The sequence below is a fragment of the Devosia psychrophila genome (assembly GCF_000971275.1).
In the GTDB taxonomy this organism is placed as follows: Bacteria; Pseudomonadota; Alphaproteobacteria; order Rhizobiales; family Devosiaceae; genus Devosia; species Devosia psychrophila.
Map to the genome: position 1 here is coordinate 88,962 of NZ_LAPV01000093.1, position 16,499 is coordinate 105,460.

Genomic DNA, 16,499 nt, shown 5'->3' on the forward strand with positions numbered 1-16,499 from the left:
CTGTTGGTAGGGATGATGGATGGTTGGAATCGGGGCGACGAACGACCCGGTTTCAGCACGTCACGGTTTTGGAGCCAGGAGTGTCCGGGGCACCGAAGTGCCGGGCGACGAAACGGCGAGGCAATCAGGCCTGGCGGTAATGTCGCATGGTTAGCCCATGGAGGAGTTTGAACATGACTGTCATGCGGTGCCTCCCTTGGGTTGGCGTTTGTGGACCGTTTTTGTGTAGCTCGCGGTTTCGTGAGGCGCAAGCGTGGATGTGGCAGGTTGACGCAGGCGGGGTTGGAGTGTGGCGGGAAAGTCACAGGGGGTGTTGCTTGAGGTTCTGTGCCTAGACAGCACCCCACCCTCATTCAGGGGAGGAGGCGCTGGCTGCCAAGTCGGTGTTCATCGAGCTTGGCGGTTGGTTGGTCGCAGCTTTGTGCCATCCACCACGGTCTTTTTCCTCGGACTTGATCCGAGGATCGCTCGCAGCGTGGGCGGGAGGGGCCTTCGGGCCGAGCCCGAGGGAGAAAGGGGGGTGATGTCGCTCGACGGGAATATCGGGGCCAAACGCCCCCTGCCTGACCCTCCCCGCGAGAGGGAGGGTGTCGACTGAGCGGTCAGCGCGCTATCGCGGTCTTGCCAGCGAAGCCCGTTCGGCTTCGACTTCGTCGCGGCAGAAACATCCGTCCATGTGGTCGTTGACGAGGCCCATGGCCTGCATGAAGGCGTAGCAGGTGGTGGGGCCGACGAATTTGAAGCCGCGTTTGCGCAGGTCCTTGCTGAGGCTCAGCGAGGCGTCGGTGTGGGCGAGCTGGCGCAGGCTTTCCCAGCTCAGGTCGGTTGGCCGATGCTCGGGCATGGTCTCGAAGGACCAGAAATAGGCGGCGAGCGAGCCGAACTCCTGTTGCAGTTCGAGAGCGCGGCCGGCGTTGTTGATGGTGGCGACGATCTTGCCGCGATGGCGGATGATGCCGGCATCTTGCAAAAGCACCTCGATATCGGCCTCGGCCATGGCGGCCACCTTGGGAATATCGAAGCCGTGGAACACGGCGCGAAAACGTTCGCGCTTGCGCAGGATGGTGATCCAGCTGAGGCCGGACTGGAAACCTTCGAGACAGATTTTCTCGAACAGCCGCGTATCGGAGGTGACCGGGCGGCCCCATTCGCGATCGTGGTAGTGGCGATACAGAGTGTCATCGCCGGCCCAGGGGCAGCGCGGCAGACCGTCTTGGGGCGACTCAGTGGACATGGCGCGACGATAGCCGAGGCTTTAGCGATCCGCTAACCATCACATCCATCAATGGTTTAACCATGCCGATTCACTGCATGTTGGGCGTTGCATGGCAGTATTCGCGCAAGCCGGACTTCCGGAAACCACGGGTGATACTGTCATGATCGGGATGAAGACGGCCGGCGCGGGACTGCTGGCCTTGCTGATGGCGCTTTCGGGCGTGTTGCCGGCGACGGCGCAGGGCCTGCAGCCGGGCTGGCGCTTTGCGCCCCCGCCGGGCGTCACCATCGTGCAGCACAAGCCGCGCAATGCCCTGCAATTGCAGGCCAATACCCAGGTCAACCCGGTGTTTTTGCGCCAGGTGGTGCAATACCCGACCAGCGAACGCAGCGGCACCCTCGTGGTCGATACGCGGGCGCATTTCCTGTATTTCGTGCTCGGCGACGGGCGGGCGCTGCGCTACGGCATCGGTGTCGCCAAATCGGGCTTCGAATGGAGCGGCACGCACAAAGTAACGCGCAAGGCCGAATGGCCGGGCTGGACGCCGCCGGCCGAAATGCTGCGGCGCCGGCCGGAGCTGCCGCGCCACATGGTGGGCGGGCCAGAAAATCCACTGGGCGCGCGGGCGCTGTATATCGGCTCGACGCTGTATCGTATCCACGGCACCACCGAGCCGTGGAGCATCGGGCAGAATGTGTCGTCGGGCTGCATCCGCATGACCAATGCCGACGTGATCGATCTCTATGAACGCGTAAAACTTAACACCAAGGTGGTCGTCCTTTCCTAAGGATTTTCGGCCAGATTGAGGTCGGCCCCGCAGCGGGGCCAAGAACCTATGGGTGCCCTGTCGATGTCACGTTTCTCCTCCCTGCTCCGCCGCTTCGGTCGTGACGAAAGTGGCGTGTTCGCCGTGCTGTTTGGCTTGATGGCCGTGGTCTTGATCGCGCTCGGCGGCGCCGTCGTTGACTATGTGTCTCTGGAACAAACGCGCAGCCGAAGCCAGATGGCGCTCGACGCAGCGGCGCTGGCATTGCATTCCCGCATTCTTGTCACCACGCCCAATAAGACCCAGATCCAGGCGGATGCGCAGGCGCTGGTGGACGACCGCGTTGGCCAGGTCGGGCTGGTGAAAATTGATGATACGATCATCAACACGACAGAGGGCTCGCTTTATTTCACTGCTCAAATGACGGTGAACACCACTTTTGTCAGCATGGTTGGGGTGAAAACTCTTAGTGCGCGGATCCAGTCAGAAGTGAAGCGCGGCTCGATGGATGTCGAAGTGGCCGTCGCCGTCGACATCACCGGCTCGATGAACGATACCGTGCCCAAGGCCGGCAGCGGCGGGCAGACAGAGACCAAGATCGCCGCGCTGGAGCGCTCGCTTGGCCAGTTGATCGACCTGGTGGTCAAGGACGACCAGACGCCCAGCTACTCCAAGATGGCCATCATTCCCTATTCGATGGGCGTCAATGTCGGCAGCACCTGGGCGCCGAGCATTCGGGGCGCGGTGACTGCGCCGACGCCAATCACCAATATCACCTGGTCGACGGGGACCGAGAAGGTTATTAGCGGAGCGAGCAGAACCAACCCGATTACCATTTCGGCAACAGCACATGGGTTCTTGGACGGAAACTTCGTGTACATCAACAACGTCAGTGGCATGACGGAGCTCAACAACAAAATCTATGAGGTCATCAACAAGACTAATGACACGTTTGAGCTCAAGAGCATTAATGGTACGAGCGGCTACAGTAAACACACCGGTAACACTGGCCGCGCAACCAAATGCCTCGTGTCGACATGCGAATTGGTTGTGGCTTCGGTCAATCATGGGCTGACCACTGGGGCCAATGCCGTGGTCGCAGGCGTCAATGGCATGCCGACCTATTCGCCGAATTCAAATTACGACACCTACAACCAGTATCCTGGCACCGACAGCACGTCCTATAACTGGATCAACAACAATCCGGCCGATGGCGAATTCAGATTTTTGGTCTGGAAAGTCGGCGCCGTTGCGCAGAACACTTTTGTTCTCCCGGGCACGCCCAGGACCAATGGCAAAGATTACGGGACTTATTCGAGCGGCGGTTCGGCTGGATGCGTCATCGCCGGATGCGAGTATTATCTTTACCAAAACCGCTACGCCAGCTCCAATCCAGTCAATGCCCGCTGGCGCGTGCAGTCGATAAGTACCTGTACGACAGAGCGCACGACCAACGGTCTGAACGATTCCTCGCCCGCCACCACGCTGATCGGTCGAAACTATCCTACCACATACAATCCTTGCCCAAATGTGGTTATCCAGCCGCTGACTACGAACAAGACGGTGCTGCACGCACTGGCCAGTAGCCTGCCCGCGACGGGATCGACGGCGGGACATTTGGGCATTGCCTGGGGCTGGTACATGGTCTCGCCAAACTTCAACGGCCCTTGGCCCGCGGCCAGCCAGCCAGCGCCAAAGACCGAGAAGAACGTGCTGCGCGCCGTGGTCCTGATGACGGACGGCGCGTTCAACACCTCCTATTGCAACGGCGTGATCAGCCAGATTTCAGGGAGCGGCAGCGGTGATGAAAACACCAAAATCAACTGCGACCCGGTCAATGGCGATGCTTTCGCTCAGGCCAAGAAACTATGCGCTGCCATGAAAGCGGCCGACCCATCAATCCGCGTCTACACAGTGGCGTTCGACGTGGGCGATATCCAGGCGGCCAAAGACATCATGGCCAACTGCGCTACCGACTCGACCTATGCATTCGAGGCAACCACGGGTGCCGACCTGTCGGCGGCATTCGCCAAGATAGGCGAGAACCTGTCGTATCTGCGCGTTACAAAGTAACGTTTGCCGGGGGAAATGGTACCACCTCTCGGGATCGAACCGAGGACCTCTAGATCCACAATCTAGCGCTCTAACCAACTGAGCTAAGGCGGCAAATGCTCTGCGAGGGATGACCGAAAGCTCGTCCCGAAAGCGGGCGGAACATAGGTCGAGAATTCCGGGATGACAAGCGGTGATTTTGCCTGTCATGACGGATTTGTCATCGCGGGCGGCTTAACCATCCTTGAGGAAGGAGCCGGCTAGGCTCGGTAGCGCACTGGACCGGTCCAACCCCACCCTATATTGAAGAACCCTTAAGATTGCCGGAGAAAATGTGCCGTAATGGTACGCTTTGTCCCTGCATCCGGGCCGGAGAGTTTAAGCGTTGATGAATGCCGACTGGATCACATCGCCAAGCGCCCGCCGCGTGCTTCAGCATGCCGCAGACTCGCGCCCGGCCTGGCTGTGGTCGCGGGACGGCCTTTCGCTGCTATGGCAGAACGACGCCGCACCGCTGTTTTTGGCCAAGCTGAAAAAGCATGGACTGAAGCCGGCGCCGCCAGCCGCACCGATCAAGGGGCAGATCGCCCGTAACATCCGCCTCGGCTCGACCGGGCGGACCAGTCTGGCGCGCATCCAGTTCATCGCCGGTGACAAACCAGCGTCGAGCACCTGCGCCACGACGCCATTAATCTGGCAGGACGGACAGACGGTGCTGCTGGTGGTTGGCGTCGATCCGATTGCGCCCGAGATTCTGAACGCGGCCCGTGAGGAACCGGATGCGGCGGCTTCGGCGATCTTCGCTACGGCGGCTGCAAGCCAAGGCGAGATCGTAGCGGAAGCCCCCGCCTTGCAGGACGATGCGGCGACGGTCGAAGCGGCGCCATTCGTCGATGCAAAGATAGAATCGCCGGAGCTGTACCGCGACGAGCCGGTGGATGGGCCAGCGCCAGAAGCTGATAGCGAGCCTATCGCGCCGGTGATGACGGCGGACGATGAAGTTGCTGCGGCGCAGGACGCTTTGGATGAGCCGGAGCAGTCGGTTGACGAGGCTCTGGGCGATCGCCCGACCGTGACCGACGAGACGGCTTATGAGCAAGAATTGCAGAACTGGCGCGACGCGGAGCGCGACGGCACTGCAGCCCTGGCATTGGTGAGCAATGACGCGGCAGAGGAGGCTGAGGAGGCTCAAGCGAGCGCTGATTCCGTCGAAGAGCCGATGCAAATCGAGGCCGTGGACGCGGCGCCGGCCGCTGACACCGCGGAAGAAGCACCAAGATCGAGCCGTTTGGGCCTGCTGGTGGACCGACTGGCCGCGGACGAGAACCTGTTCACGCCGCTGACTGAAGATGACGACGCCCCGCCAGCCGGTTCAGAGGTCCCTGCCCGACTCGACGACACGGGCCACGACGTCGTGGCCGATGCGGCTGATAGCGACGGCAGGGTGTTGGACGTTACCGACGCAGAAGCTGACCTGGAAAATCTGGTCGCGCTAGAGAGCATTGACGAGCCGGCCTCCGACGACGCGGACGGCGAACAGACTGATGTGCAGGGGTTTACGGAAACGTCTGCTGAGCCGGCTGATCCGGACACCGTTGAGCGTGTTTCGCGCTACAATTTCGACGAGCTGGCGCGCATCCTCACCGACCGGGTTGGCGAGCCGGCGACTGTTGCGCCAGCGCCCGCCGTACAAGGCGAGACAACACGCACCGGGGCCCTGATAAACCTGGGTGGCGAAACGCTGGTGCTGAACCGGTTGCCGCTGGGCATTCTGGTATTTCGCGACCAGCAGGTGTTGTTTGCCAATCGCGCCATCACCGAAATGGTGGGCTATGGCTCGGTGGAGAGCCTGCGCGCCGCGGGCCTTGCCGCAGTGTTTCCGGCCGCCGGCCCCGAGGGCGGCGAGAGTGCCGGTCCGATCAACCACCTGGTGCAGCGCGATGGAACGCTGGTGCCGGTGACGGCGCGGCTGCAGTCGATTTCCTGGCAGGGTAAGCCTGCCCTGATGCTATCGGCCAGCACGACGGAAGTGCGGACCGGGCATGAAGCGGCCGTTGCCGCCTTTGCGCGGTCGTTCGCCGAGCTGCGCGGCGATGGTTTTTTCGAAGCGACCCGGACCGGCGTGATCAGCGCAGTTACCCTCAACAGCCCAAACTTGCTGCGTGAACAGGGCATGCTGGAGGGCAAGCCATTGTCGGCACTGGTTGCCGGCGCGCAGGGGGCGGAGCTGCGGGCATTCCTCGAGCGCCCGGCCCGCTTTGCCGAGACGGCGAGACCGAGCCTGACCCTGCGCTCGACATCCGGCACGGCCGATATTGCGCTGTTTGCCCAGGGACAGGCGGGTGTAATCACCGGCTATTTCGGTTTCATCCGGCCGCGGGAAGCGGCTCCCGTCCGGCTAGCGGCACCTGCAGACACCGATCCGGCGCTGCTGGCGCGAATCAGTCGCGGGGTTCGTCGTCCGCTCAACACCATTATCGGTTTTGCCGACCTGATCCGTTCGGAGGCATTTGGCGCCTTGCAGAACGAGCGCTACGAGACCTATGCGCAGGATATTACAACGGCGGGCCAAGAAATTGCCGCGCTGGTGGACGAGCTGGATGACTATGCGCGCCTGCGCGAGGGGCGCTACCTGCCGCAGCGCGCCAGTATCGAGCTGACCAGCCTGCTCGAAAGCTGCGTGCTGCGCATTCGCCAGCAGGCGAGCGGCGCCCGCGTCATCGTGCGCAATGCCATTTCCGAGAACCTGCCACGGGTGACGGCGGATCGTGCGTCGCTGGCACAGGCGGTCCTCAACCTGTTGGCCAGCGCCATCGACCAGACGCCGACCGGCGGCGGCGTGGTCATTTCGGCGCAGCGCGAGGATAATGGCGACATTGCCGTGCATGTCCGTGACAGCTCAAGCAATGCCGTCGACATGGCCGAACGCTTCGTGGTGTTTCGTGACGGCATGGGCCGCAATGGCCAGGTGATGGTGCCGGTGCGCTCAAGCATTGGCCTCGCATTGACGCGCTCGCTGCTGGCAGTGAATGCCTTCTCGCTTTCCGTCGATCCCGCCGGCGAGCAGGGCATGTTGTTCACCATGCTCATACCGGCAAACCTGGTGGAAGAGCCGGCAACACCGGACGTCGGGGAATAATCCAAAGAACTGCGCGCTGCTATTTGTCGCAGCTTTAAAAGTTGATGGTGCCAGTCCGCTAATAGACTGTTTTTGTTCGACTTCAGCCGTAGTCTTTTGAACCATTCCAGACTGCAAAGCATTGATATCATTTAGCATTATTGACGGTTGATGGCTGGTCACCGACAAGGATCGCAGTACGGCGGGACCTTGAACCCCGTCTATAACGGGAGACCTGACATGATCACGACCAAGCGCCTCGCACTGACCCTTCTGGGTTCAGTTGCCCTCTGCGGCCTTGCCATGCCGGCCTTTGCCCAGAGCGGCGAAGTCAACATCTACAGCTATCGCGAGCAGAGCCTGTTGCAGCCGCTGCTGGACGGCTTCAGCGCCGAAACCGGCATCAAGGCCAATGTGCTTTACGCCGGCGATGGCCTGCTGGAGCGCGTTGCTGCCGAAGGCGAACTGTCTCCCGTCGACGTCGTGCTGACGGTCGATATCGGCAATCTCGTTGGGGCCGAAGAGCAGGGCCTGACCCAGCCGATCACCACGCCGGTACTGGCAGAGCGCGTGCCCGCGGAATTCCGCGACGATAATGCCAACTGGACGGCGCTCTCGCTGCGTGCCCGGGTGTTCTACGTATCGAAGGACCGCGTCGATGCGACAGCGCTGACCTATGACGACATTGCCGGCCCCGAATGGAAAGGCCGCCTGTGCACCCGTCCCGGGGATCATCCCTACAATATCGGCCTTGTTGCCCAGCGCATCGCTGCCAATGGCCTCGACGCTACGCGCACATGGCTGACGGCCGTACGCGACAACCTGGCTTATGCGCCGACCGGCGGCGACCGCGAAGGTGTCAAGAACATCCTGGCCGGTACCTGCGACCTGTCGATCACCAACACCTACTACATGGGTGTGATGCTGAACAACGACGCCGAGCCGGAGCAGAAGGACTGGGCCGCTTCGGCGCGCATCATCTATCCCGATGCTGAAGGTGCTGGCACGCAGGTCAACGTCGCTGGCGGCTTTATCGCCAAGCATGCGCCGAACGCTGAAAACGCCAATGCGCTGATCGCCTTCCTGCTGTCGGACGAGGCCCAGGCGATCTATGCCGACACCAACTATGAGTTCCCGGTCGTCGCATCGGTGGCTCCGGCTGAGTTGACCCAGTCGTGGGGTGTTCTCAAGGCTGCGACCACGCCGCTGGTGGAGGTTGCGGCGCATCGGGCAGAGGCTGCGGCGCTGGTCGATGAGATCAAGTTCAATGAGGGTGCGCAGAAGTAAGGGTAGATTCAAGCAAGAATACCCCCACCTAACCTGCCCCTGAAAAGGGGAGGAATCAGGCTGGTGGTGAACTGATATCCCGCCAATCACGCGATGGGCTCCTTCCCCTTTTCAGGGGGAGGCTGGGTGGGAGTATCCTTCCTCACCCCTCGCAAAGGTGATGGACGATGTCAGCTTGACAGGTTTCGCAACGGGTCGCACAACCCTTGGCATATTTGGAGAGTGGTTATGGCAAGTTGGCGTGGGATTGGCTGTGTGGCGGCGCTGCTGACACTGGCGGGGCCGGCGCTGGCGCAGAGCGATGCGGTCAATGTCTATACCTACCGCGAGCCGGGGCTGATCCAGCCGCTGCTGGATGTTTTTACCGCTGAGACCGGCATCAAGACCAATGTGCTGTTTGCCGCCGACGGGCTGATCGAGCGCGTGGCGGCCGAGGGCGAGTTGTCGCCAGCCGACGTGATCATTACCGTCGATATCGGCAACCTGGCCAATGCCAAGGAAATCGGCATTACCCAGCCCATTTCAGCCGAGGCGCTGGCACGCGTGCCGGACCAGTATCACGACCCCGACGGGCAATGGGTGGCGCTGTCGCTGCGGGCGCGGGTGTTTTATGCCTCGGTGGACCGGGTGAGCCAAACCGCGCTGACCTATGAGGATATTGCTGGCCCCGAATGGAAGGGGCGGCTGTGCACGCGCTCGGGGCTGCATGCCTATAATATCGGGCTGATTGCGACGCGGATTTCCCATTGGGGCGTCGACAAAACGCGCGACTGGCTGATTGGTGTGCGCGACAACCTCAACCATGCGCCGACCGGGGCGGACCGCGATCAGGTCAAGCAGATCTTCGACGGCACCTGTGACCTGGCCATCGGCAATACCTATTACATGGGCCTGATGCTGACCAACGAGGCCGAGCCCGAGCAGAAGACATGGGCCGCCTCGGCGCGGATCATTTATCCCGATGCGACCGGCGACGGCACGCAGGTGAACCTCTCTGGTGCCGTGGTGGCGAAATATGCGCCCAACAAGGCCAATGCCGACCGACTGGTGAATTTCCTGCTGTCGGACGAGGCGCAGCATATCTATGCCAGCGGCAATTATGAGTTTCCGGTGGTCGCAGGCGTCGCGCCGTCAGAGCTGGTGGCAAGCTGGGGCGCGCTGAACGCCGATACGACGCCGATGGTCGAGATCGCGGCGCATCGCAAGGAAGCGGCGGCGCTGGTCGACGAGATCAAGTTCGACGAAGGCCCGCAGAACTAGGTGGCTCGTTTGCAGCGATTGAAGGGTCTGCCGGTGGCGCCTTTGCTGCTGGTGGGGCTGGCGGGGCTGCCGATCGGCTGGCTGCTGTGGTCGGCCGTTGCAGCACTGGGGTCGGGCAGCAACGGGCTGACGGCGACGATGCTGCCGACGGCGCTGCGCGACACCGGGCAGTTGATGGTGCTGGTCGGGCTGGTGACGGGTGCTGTCGGGCTAGTCGCGGCCTGGCTAGTGACGCATTACGAGTTTCCGCTGCGGCGGCTGTTCGACTGGGCGCTGGTGGTGCCGCTGGCGGTGCCGACATATCTGGCGGCCTATTCCTACGTTGAGTTTCTCGACTTTACCGGGCCATTGCAAACAGCGCTGCGCAGCGTGAATGGTGCGACGTCGCTGAAGGATTACTGGTTTCCCAATATCCGCAGCGACTGGGGCGCGGTGCTGGTGCTGTCCAGCGTGCTATATCCCTATGTGTATGTGGCGTGCCGCGCGTTCTTCCTGATGCAGTCGGCGAGCCTCAATATCGCGGCGCGCACGCTGGGTGCTGGCGCGATGCGGACGTTTTTCACGGTGACGCTGCCGCTGTCACGGCCAGCGCTGGTGGTCGGCGTGACGCTGGCGATGATGGAGGTGGTTAACGACCTCGGTGCGGTGCAGTATTTCGGCATCAACGCCATCACCGCGATTATCTACTCGACCTGGATCAACCGCTCGGACTTTGGCGGCGCAGCGCAGCTGGCGGTGACGGTGGTGCTGGTAATCGGGCTGCTGATCATGGCGGAACAGCGGGCGCGACGGGACCGGGTGTATCTGGCCAGCCGCGACAACCGGGTGCCGCCGGGACGGGAAATCCTCAAGGGCGGGCGGCGCTGGGCGGCGTTCGGGTTTTGTTTTGTGCTGCTGGCGCTGGGCTTTGGCATTCCTGTGGGGCAACTGACCTATTCGGCATTCCGGGTCGTGCTGCCGGAGACTATCGCCATGACGCTGGCGGCGCTGGTGCCGACGGTGACGCTGGCGGGGCTGGGCGCGGTGATCACGGTGGTGCTGGGGCTGCTGGCGGCCAAGCTGGCGCGGCGCGGGCCGGTCGGTGGCGGGGCGATCCGTCTGGCGACACTGGGCTATGCTATCCCCGGCACGGTATTGGCACTGGGGCTGTTGCAGCCGCTGGGTCAGGCTGATTTGTGGTTCAATCGGGTGACCATGGCACTATGGGAGTGGCGGCCGGGCCTGATCCTGAGCGGGTCGATGGCGGCGCTGCTGTATGTCTATGCGATCCGGTTCCTGGCGGTCAGCCATTCGACGCTGGATGCGGCGATGCAGAAGCGCGGCGATTCGATGCTGCAGGCTGGGCGCGTGCTGGGCGAAAGCGGGATAGGACTGCTGTTCAAGATCGACCTGCCGACGCTGATGCCGGCGATCCTGAGTGCGGCGACACTGGTGTTCGTCGAGATCGTCAAGGAATTGCCGGCGACATTGCTGCTGCGGCCACTCGGCGTAGAGACTTTGGCGACGCTGGTGTACAGCCGGGCGAATGTCGGACTTTTTGCGCAGGCGGCTCTGCCCGCGCTCTGTATCGTGCTGGCGGGGCTGATCCCGGTCATTCTTGCTACGCGACTGGGTGATCGTAGGAAACTATAACAGGGCAAAGTGCTGCCATGTTAGTTCCCCCGTTTTATATGATTCGGCCAAGGCGCCAGAACGCGCAGCGCGAGGATAGAGAATGAACACAATCACCAAGGCAATCGGACTGGCGCTGGCCCTCAGCACGGCATTGGCCGGCGTGGCCATGGCGCAGTCGACGGAAGTGCGCATCGGCGTGGCGCTGGAGCCACCGACGCTCGACCCGACGGCAGGCGCGGCGGAAGCCATCGACATCGTGGTGTATCAGAACATCTTCGAAGGCCTGACCCGCATTGACGAGGCCGGCGCGGTGCAGCCGGGCCTGGCCGAGAGCTGGACCATTTCCGACGACGGGCTGACCTACACGTTCAAATTGCATGATGGCGTGACTTTTCATGACGGCTCGACCTTCGACGCCGAGGACGTCAAGTTCAGCTTCGACCGGATTTTGGCGGAAGACAGCGTCAATGCCCACAAGGAATTCTACGAGCCGATCAGCAGCGTGACGGTGGTCGATCCGCTGACCGTCGAGATGAAGCTCGATCGGCAGATCGGTCGCTTCCTGTTCGACCTGGGTCGCGGGGATGCGGTGATCGTGGCGCCGGAAAGCGCCGACAACAATGCCAACCAGCCGATCGGCACCGGCCCCTTTGCCTTCCTGCAGTGGGACAAGGGCAGCCGCGTCATCCTCGAGGCGTACCAGCCCTATTGGGGCGAGCCGGTGCACCTGACCAAGGCGACCTATGTGTTCATCAGCGACACTGCGACGCTGACCAATGCGCTGCTGGCCGGTGATATCGACGGCACCAACAATTTCGGCCAGGAAGCGCTGGGCGTGTTCGAGGGCAACCCGCAGTTTACCATTCTCGCGGGCACGACCGAGGGCGAAACCATCCTCGGCACCAACAATCGCAAGGCGCCGTTCGACAATCTCAAGGTACGCCAGGCGATGGCGCATGCACTGGACCGGCAGGCCATCATCGATGGCGCGACTTATGGCTATGGCACGCCGATCGGCAGCGCCTTTGCGCCGCACAATGCCTATTATGTCGACCTGACCGGCACCTATCCGCATGACGTGGCAAAGGCCAAGGCGCTGCTTGCGGAAGCCGGCTATCCCGACGGGTTCAGTGCAACGCTGAAGCTGCCGCCACTGGCATATGCAAGCCTCAGCGGCCAGATCATTGCCAGCCAGTTTGCCGAGGTCGGCATCAAGCTCGAACTGATCAACGTCGAATTCGCGCAGTGGCTGGAAGATGTCTATACGAACAAGGACTTCGACCTGACCATCATCAGCCATGTCGAGCCATTCGACATTGGCAACTACGCCAACCCCGACTACTACTTCGGCTATGACAACCCTGAATTCCAGGCGCTGATCGAGACCCTGAATGGTACGACCGACGAAGCCAAGCGCAAGGAACTGGCTATCCAGGCGCAGACCATTCTCGCCGACGACGCGGTCAACGGATATCTGTTCCAGCTGCCGCAGACCGGGGTTTGGAACGCCAAGCTCACCGGCATGTGGAAAGACTCGCCGATCGAGGGGCTGGTCTTGCGGGACATTCGTTGGGCGGAGTGAGCTTGCCGGCATTCAGCCTGTGAAGTCCCCGCCGTTGCAGTCGCACAGTCCCTCAAGAACCACCGGACGGCACCTCCCCCTCGACGGGGGAGGTTGGGTGGGGGTGCGAGAGCCCGGATATCGGGGCCAAACGTCCCCCTCCCTGACCCTCCCCGCAAGGGGGAGGGTGTCGACTGGACGTTTGGAGCCGATTCCGACTTCCCTGAGTCACAGTGTTGGGGATCATTCGGCCGCTATTCCCCGATGATCCTCTTCTCCCTCCGCCGCTTTATCGGTTTTGCCGTTACCCTCCTCGTCGCGGCGCTGGTGATTTTCTGGCTGCTGGATCTGCTGCCGGGAGATCCGGCGCAGTTTGTCCTGGGGATCAATGCCACGCCGGAATCGGTGGCGCGGTTGCGGCTGCAGATGGGGCTGGACGTGCCTGCGCCGGAGCGGTTCGTCGGCTGGATCTGGGGCATGCTGGGTGGCGATTTTGGCGTGAGCTATACCCAGCGCGCGCCGGTGTCAGAGCTGATCTGGGGCCGGCTGGGGGTGACGCTGCCGCTTTCGGTGTTTGCCATGGTGATCTCGGTAGTGGTCGGATTGCCGCTGGGCATTCTTGCGGCGCGGCGGCGCGGCAAGCCGCTGGATACCGTGGTGATGATAGTGGCGCAGACCGGCATTGCCATTCCCAATTTCTGGTTCGGCATGCTGCTGACACTGCTGTTTGCGGTCACGTTGCGCTGGCTGCCGCCGGGTGGCTTCACCCCTTGGCACGAGAACCCCGGCGCGGCGTTTCGTGGGCTGATCCTGCCGAGCCTGGCGCTGGCCTTGCCGCAGGCATCGATCCTGGCGCGGGTGATGCGGACGGCACTGGTCGATGTCACCAGCCAGGATTATATTCGCACCGCGCGGGCCAAGGGGCTGACCTTGGGGCAAGCGGTGTGGCGGCATGGCGTGCGCAATGCGCTGCTGCCGGTGCTGACCATCCTCGGGCTGCAGTTTGCCTTTCTGGTGGCTGGCACGATTATCGTCGAGAATGTGTTCTACCTGCCGGGCCTCGGGAGGCTGATCTTGACCGCCATTTTAGAGCGCGACCTGATCCTGGTGCGCGGCGCGACCATTATTCTGATCCTGGCGGTAACGGCCACCATGTTGCTGACCGACCTTGCCTATGCGCTGGTCGATCCGCGCTTGCGGGAGCGGAGCGCATGAGGCGGCTGTTCTCGCATCCAAGCCTTGCCATCGGGTTGATCGCAACGCTGAGCTTTTTGGCCATTGGCGTGCTGTCGCTGGTGTGGACGCCGTTTCCGATCGAGCAGATCAATATTCCCCGACGCTTCCTCGGCATAACGCCGGAGCACTGGCTGGGTACCGACAACCTCGGGCGCGACATGGCCTCACTGGTGATGTCGGGGACCTGGACCAGCTTTTTGGTCGCAGCCATCGCCGTGATCATCGGCATGGGCGTCGGCGTGCCGCTGGGCCTCGCGGCTGCGGCGTGGGGCGGGCCGGTCGAATGGCTGGTGCTGCGGCTTTCCGATTTCATCTTTGCCTTTCCGGCGATAATCGTCGCCATCCTGATCACGGCGCTGGTCGGGCCGGGCGCGAGCAATGCTATCGTGGCCATCGGCATCTTCAATATTCCGGTATTTGCTCGCGTCGCGCGTGGTGGTGCGCTCAGCGTCGCAACGCTCGACTTCGTGGCGGCAGGACGACTGGCGGGGCTGGGCAATGCGATGATCGCGTGGCGGCACCTGCTGCCCAATATCATGAGCCTGCTGATCGTGCAGGGCACCATCCAGATGTCGCTGGGGATTCTTTCGGAAGCGGGTCTTTCCTATATCGGGCTGGGCACACAGCCGCCGGCGACGAGCCTGGGGCTAATGCTGAAGGACGCGCAAGGTCTGTTCCTGATCCATCCGTGGCTGACGCTGGTGCCGGGAATGGCGATCGTGCTGATCGTCATTGCGCTCAACATTGCCGGCGACGGATTGCGGGATGCCCTCGATCCACGGCTGCGGCAGGAAAATCCCAATGTCCTTGCTTGAGGTTTCCGGACTTTCGATCCGCTTCGGCGCCAATGAAGTCGTTTCCGGCATGAGCTTTGCGATCGAGCGCGGCGAGCGGTTTGGCATTATCGGAGAGAGTGGATCGGGCAAGACGCTGACCTCGCTGGCAATCATGGGCCTCCTGCCGGATGGCGCTGCGATGGAGGGCACGATCATGCTGGATGGGGCGCGCCTGCCCCGCCTGGAGCGCGAGATGGCGCGGCTGCGCGGCAAGCGCATCGGCATGGTGTTTCAGGAGCCGATGACCGCGCTCAACCCGCTGATGCGGGTGCGGAACCAGATTGCGGAGGCGATCAGGCTCAATATCGAGGATAGCGAGACGCAGGTTGAGGTGCCGAGGCTGCTCGATGAGGTTGGGCTCGAACTCCAGCATGGCGATCGATTTCCGCATCAGCTGTCGGGGGGGCAACGGCAGCGCGTGATGATCGCCATTGCGCTGGCCAGCCGGCCGGACATGCTGATTGCGGACGAGCCGACTTCGGCGCTCGACCTGATCACGCAGCGCAAGGTGCTCGACCTGATCGCCGAAATCTGCGCGCGGCGGCAGATGGCGCTGCTGTTCATAAGCCATGACCTCAAGGCCGTGGCGCGGCTGTGTACGCGGGTGGCGGTGATGCATCGCGGCAAGCTGGTGGAAACAGGCGAGGCGCGTCAGGTGTTTTCGGCGCCGCAGCAGGACTACACGCAGAAGCTGGTGGCGGCGTCGCGGTTCGAGGTGCGGCCGCAGGATCGTCCGGCCATTGGCCGGACCTTGCTGGAAGTCGATGGGGTGACGCTGGACTATCGTCAGAACGGTTTTCTGTTCTGGGCGGCGAAGCCGTTGCGCGCCGTCGACGCGGTGCGGTTCAGCGTGGCGCAGGGCGAATGCCTGGCGCTGGTCGGGCCTTCGGGATGTGGCAAGACCACCTTGGCCAAGATCATCGTCGGGCTGGATCGTGCGACGGTTGGTGCGGTGCGGCTGGAGGGCGTCAGCTATCATGGCTCAGACCTACCCAAGGCGTTGCGGCGCGATATTTCACTGGTGTTCCAGGACCCCTTTGGAAGCTTCAATCCAAGGCTGACGATTGGTGACTCCTTGGGCGAGCCGTTGCGGCTGGAGCCGGGATTGACGCAGGCTGATGTGAAGGCGCGGCTGATCGAGGCGGTGCAGGCTGTGGGGCTGCATGAGGAAATGCTGGACCGGTATCCGCATGAGTTTTCCGGCGGGCAGCGGCAGCGGCTGGCGATTGCGCGGGCACTGGTGACGCGGCCCAAGCTGCTGGTGCTGGATGAGCCGGTGTCAGCGCTGGATGTGTCGGTACGCGGGGAAGTGCTGGCGCTGCTGGCGCGGTTGCAGGCCGAGTTTGGGCTGACTTACCTGATTATCAGCCACGACCTCGACATGGTGGCTGCGATGGCTGATCGGGTGTTGGTGATGGAGGCGGGCAAGATCGTCGAAGAGGGCCGCCCGGAGCAGATTTTTGCAGCGCCGCAGCATCGACTGACGCGCGACCTGGTGGCCGCGCGCCTGCCCGATATCGGCGCGGCCCCCTCCTCGCCCTGAGGGAAAAGAG

General features: G+C 62.6%; 11 protein-coding genes and 1 tRNA gene. 10 read left to right on the forward strand and 2 right to left on the reverse strand.

The window, feature by feature from the left end:
* Positions 1-610: 610 nt before the first annotated feature.
* On the reverse strand, positions 611-1,234 hold the full coding sequence (locus WH91_RS09140) for a DNA-3-methyladenine glycosylase I (RefSeq protein WP_046170694.1): 624 nt from the start codon (positions 1,232-1,234) through the stop codon (positions 611-613).
* Between the two features lie 91 nt (positions 1,235-1,325).
* Between WH91_RS09140 and WH91_RS09145 the strand changes: the two genes are divergently transcribed.
* Together WH91_RS09145 and WH91_RS09150 are read left to right on the forward strand one after the other, a co-directional pair.
* Positions 1,326-2,003, forward strand: a complete 678-nt coding sequence (locus WH91_RS09145; protein ID WP_082102080.1) for a L,D-transpeptidase — start codon at positions 1,326-1,328, stop codon at positions 2,001-2,003.
* Positions 2,004-2,066: 63 nt separating this feature from the next.
* Entirely contained in the window at positions 2,067-4,055 is a 1,989-nt protein-coding gene (locus tag WH91_RS09150) for a TadE/TadG family type IV pilus assembly protein (protein WP_158409540.1), read from the forward strand.
* 16 nt (positions 4,056-4,071) lie between these two features.
* On the opposite strand, the gene WH91_RS09155 is transcribed toward WH91_RS09150, so the two are convergent.
* Positions 4,072-4,148, reverse strand: a tRNA-His gene (locus tag WH91_RS09155).
* A 274-nt stretch (positions 4,149-4,422) separates the two neighbouring features.
* On the opposite strand from WH91_RS09155, the gene WH91_RS09160 reads away from it, so the two are divergent.
* The 8 genes from WH91_RS09160 (at position 4,423) to WH91_RS09195 (ending at position 16,489) form a co-directional block, all read left to right on the forward strand.
* The gene (locus WH91_RS09160) at positions 4,423-7,173 is read left to right on the forward strand and encodes a sensor histidine kinase (RefSeq protein WP_046170695.1); all 2,751 of its coding nucleotides are present in this window, start codon (positions 4,423-4,425) and stop codon (positions 7,171-7,173) included.
* A gap of 219 nt (positions 7,174-7,392) precedes the next feature.
* Positions 7,393-8,439, forward strand: coding sequence for an extracellular solute-binding protein (locus WH91_RS09165; RefSeq protein ID WP_046170696.1), 1,047 nt, complete (start codon positions 7,393-7,395; stop codon positions 8,437-8,439).
* Between the two features lie 228 nt (positions 8,440-8,667).
* Entirely contained in the window at positions 8,668-9,699 is a 1,032-nt protein-coding gene (locus WH91_RS09170; RefSeq protein WP_046170697.1) for an extracellular solute-binding protein, read from the forward strand.
* Between the two features lie 9 nt (positions 9,700-9,708).
* Entirely contained in the window at positions 9,709-11,331 is a 1,623-nt protein-coding gene (locus WH91_RS09175; RefSeq protein ID WP_046170868.1) for an ABC transporter permease, read from the forward strand.
* An 82-nt stretch (positions 11,332-11,413) separates the two neighbouring features.
* Positions 11,414-12,895, forward strand: coding sequence for an ABC transporter substrate-binding protein (locus WH91_RS09180; RefSeq protein WP_046170698.1), 1,482 nt, complete (start codon positions 11,414-11,416; stop codon positions 12,893-12,895).
* Positions 12,896-13,138: 243 nt separating this feature from the next.
* On the forward strand, positions 13,139-14,089 hold the full coding sequence (locus WH91_RS09185) for an ABC transporter permease (RefSeq protein WP_046170699.1): 951 nt from the start codon (positions 13,139-13,141) through the stop codon (positions 14,087-14,089).
* Entirely contained in the window at positions 14,086-14,925 is an 840-nt protein-coding gene (locus tag WH91_RS09190) for an ABC transporter permease (RefSeq protein WP_046170700.1), read from the forward strand. Before WH91_RS09185 ends, WH91_RS09190 begins: the two co-directional genes overlap by 4 nt.
* Entirely contained in the window at positions 14,912-16,489 is a 1,578-nt protein-coding gene (locus tag WH91_RS09195) for a dipeptide ABC transporter ATP-binding protein (RefSeq protein WP_046170701.1), read from the forward strand. The genes WH91_RS09190 and WH91_RS09195 overlap by 14 nt, the downstream gene beginning before the upstream one ends.
* The last annotated feature ends 10 nt before the right edge of the window (positions 16,490-16,499 follow it).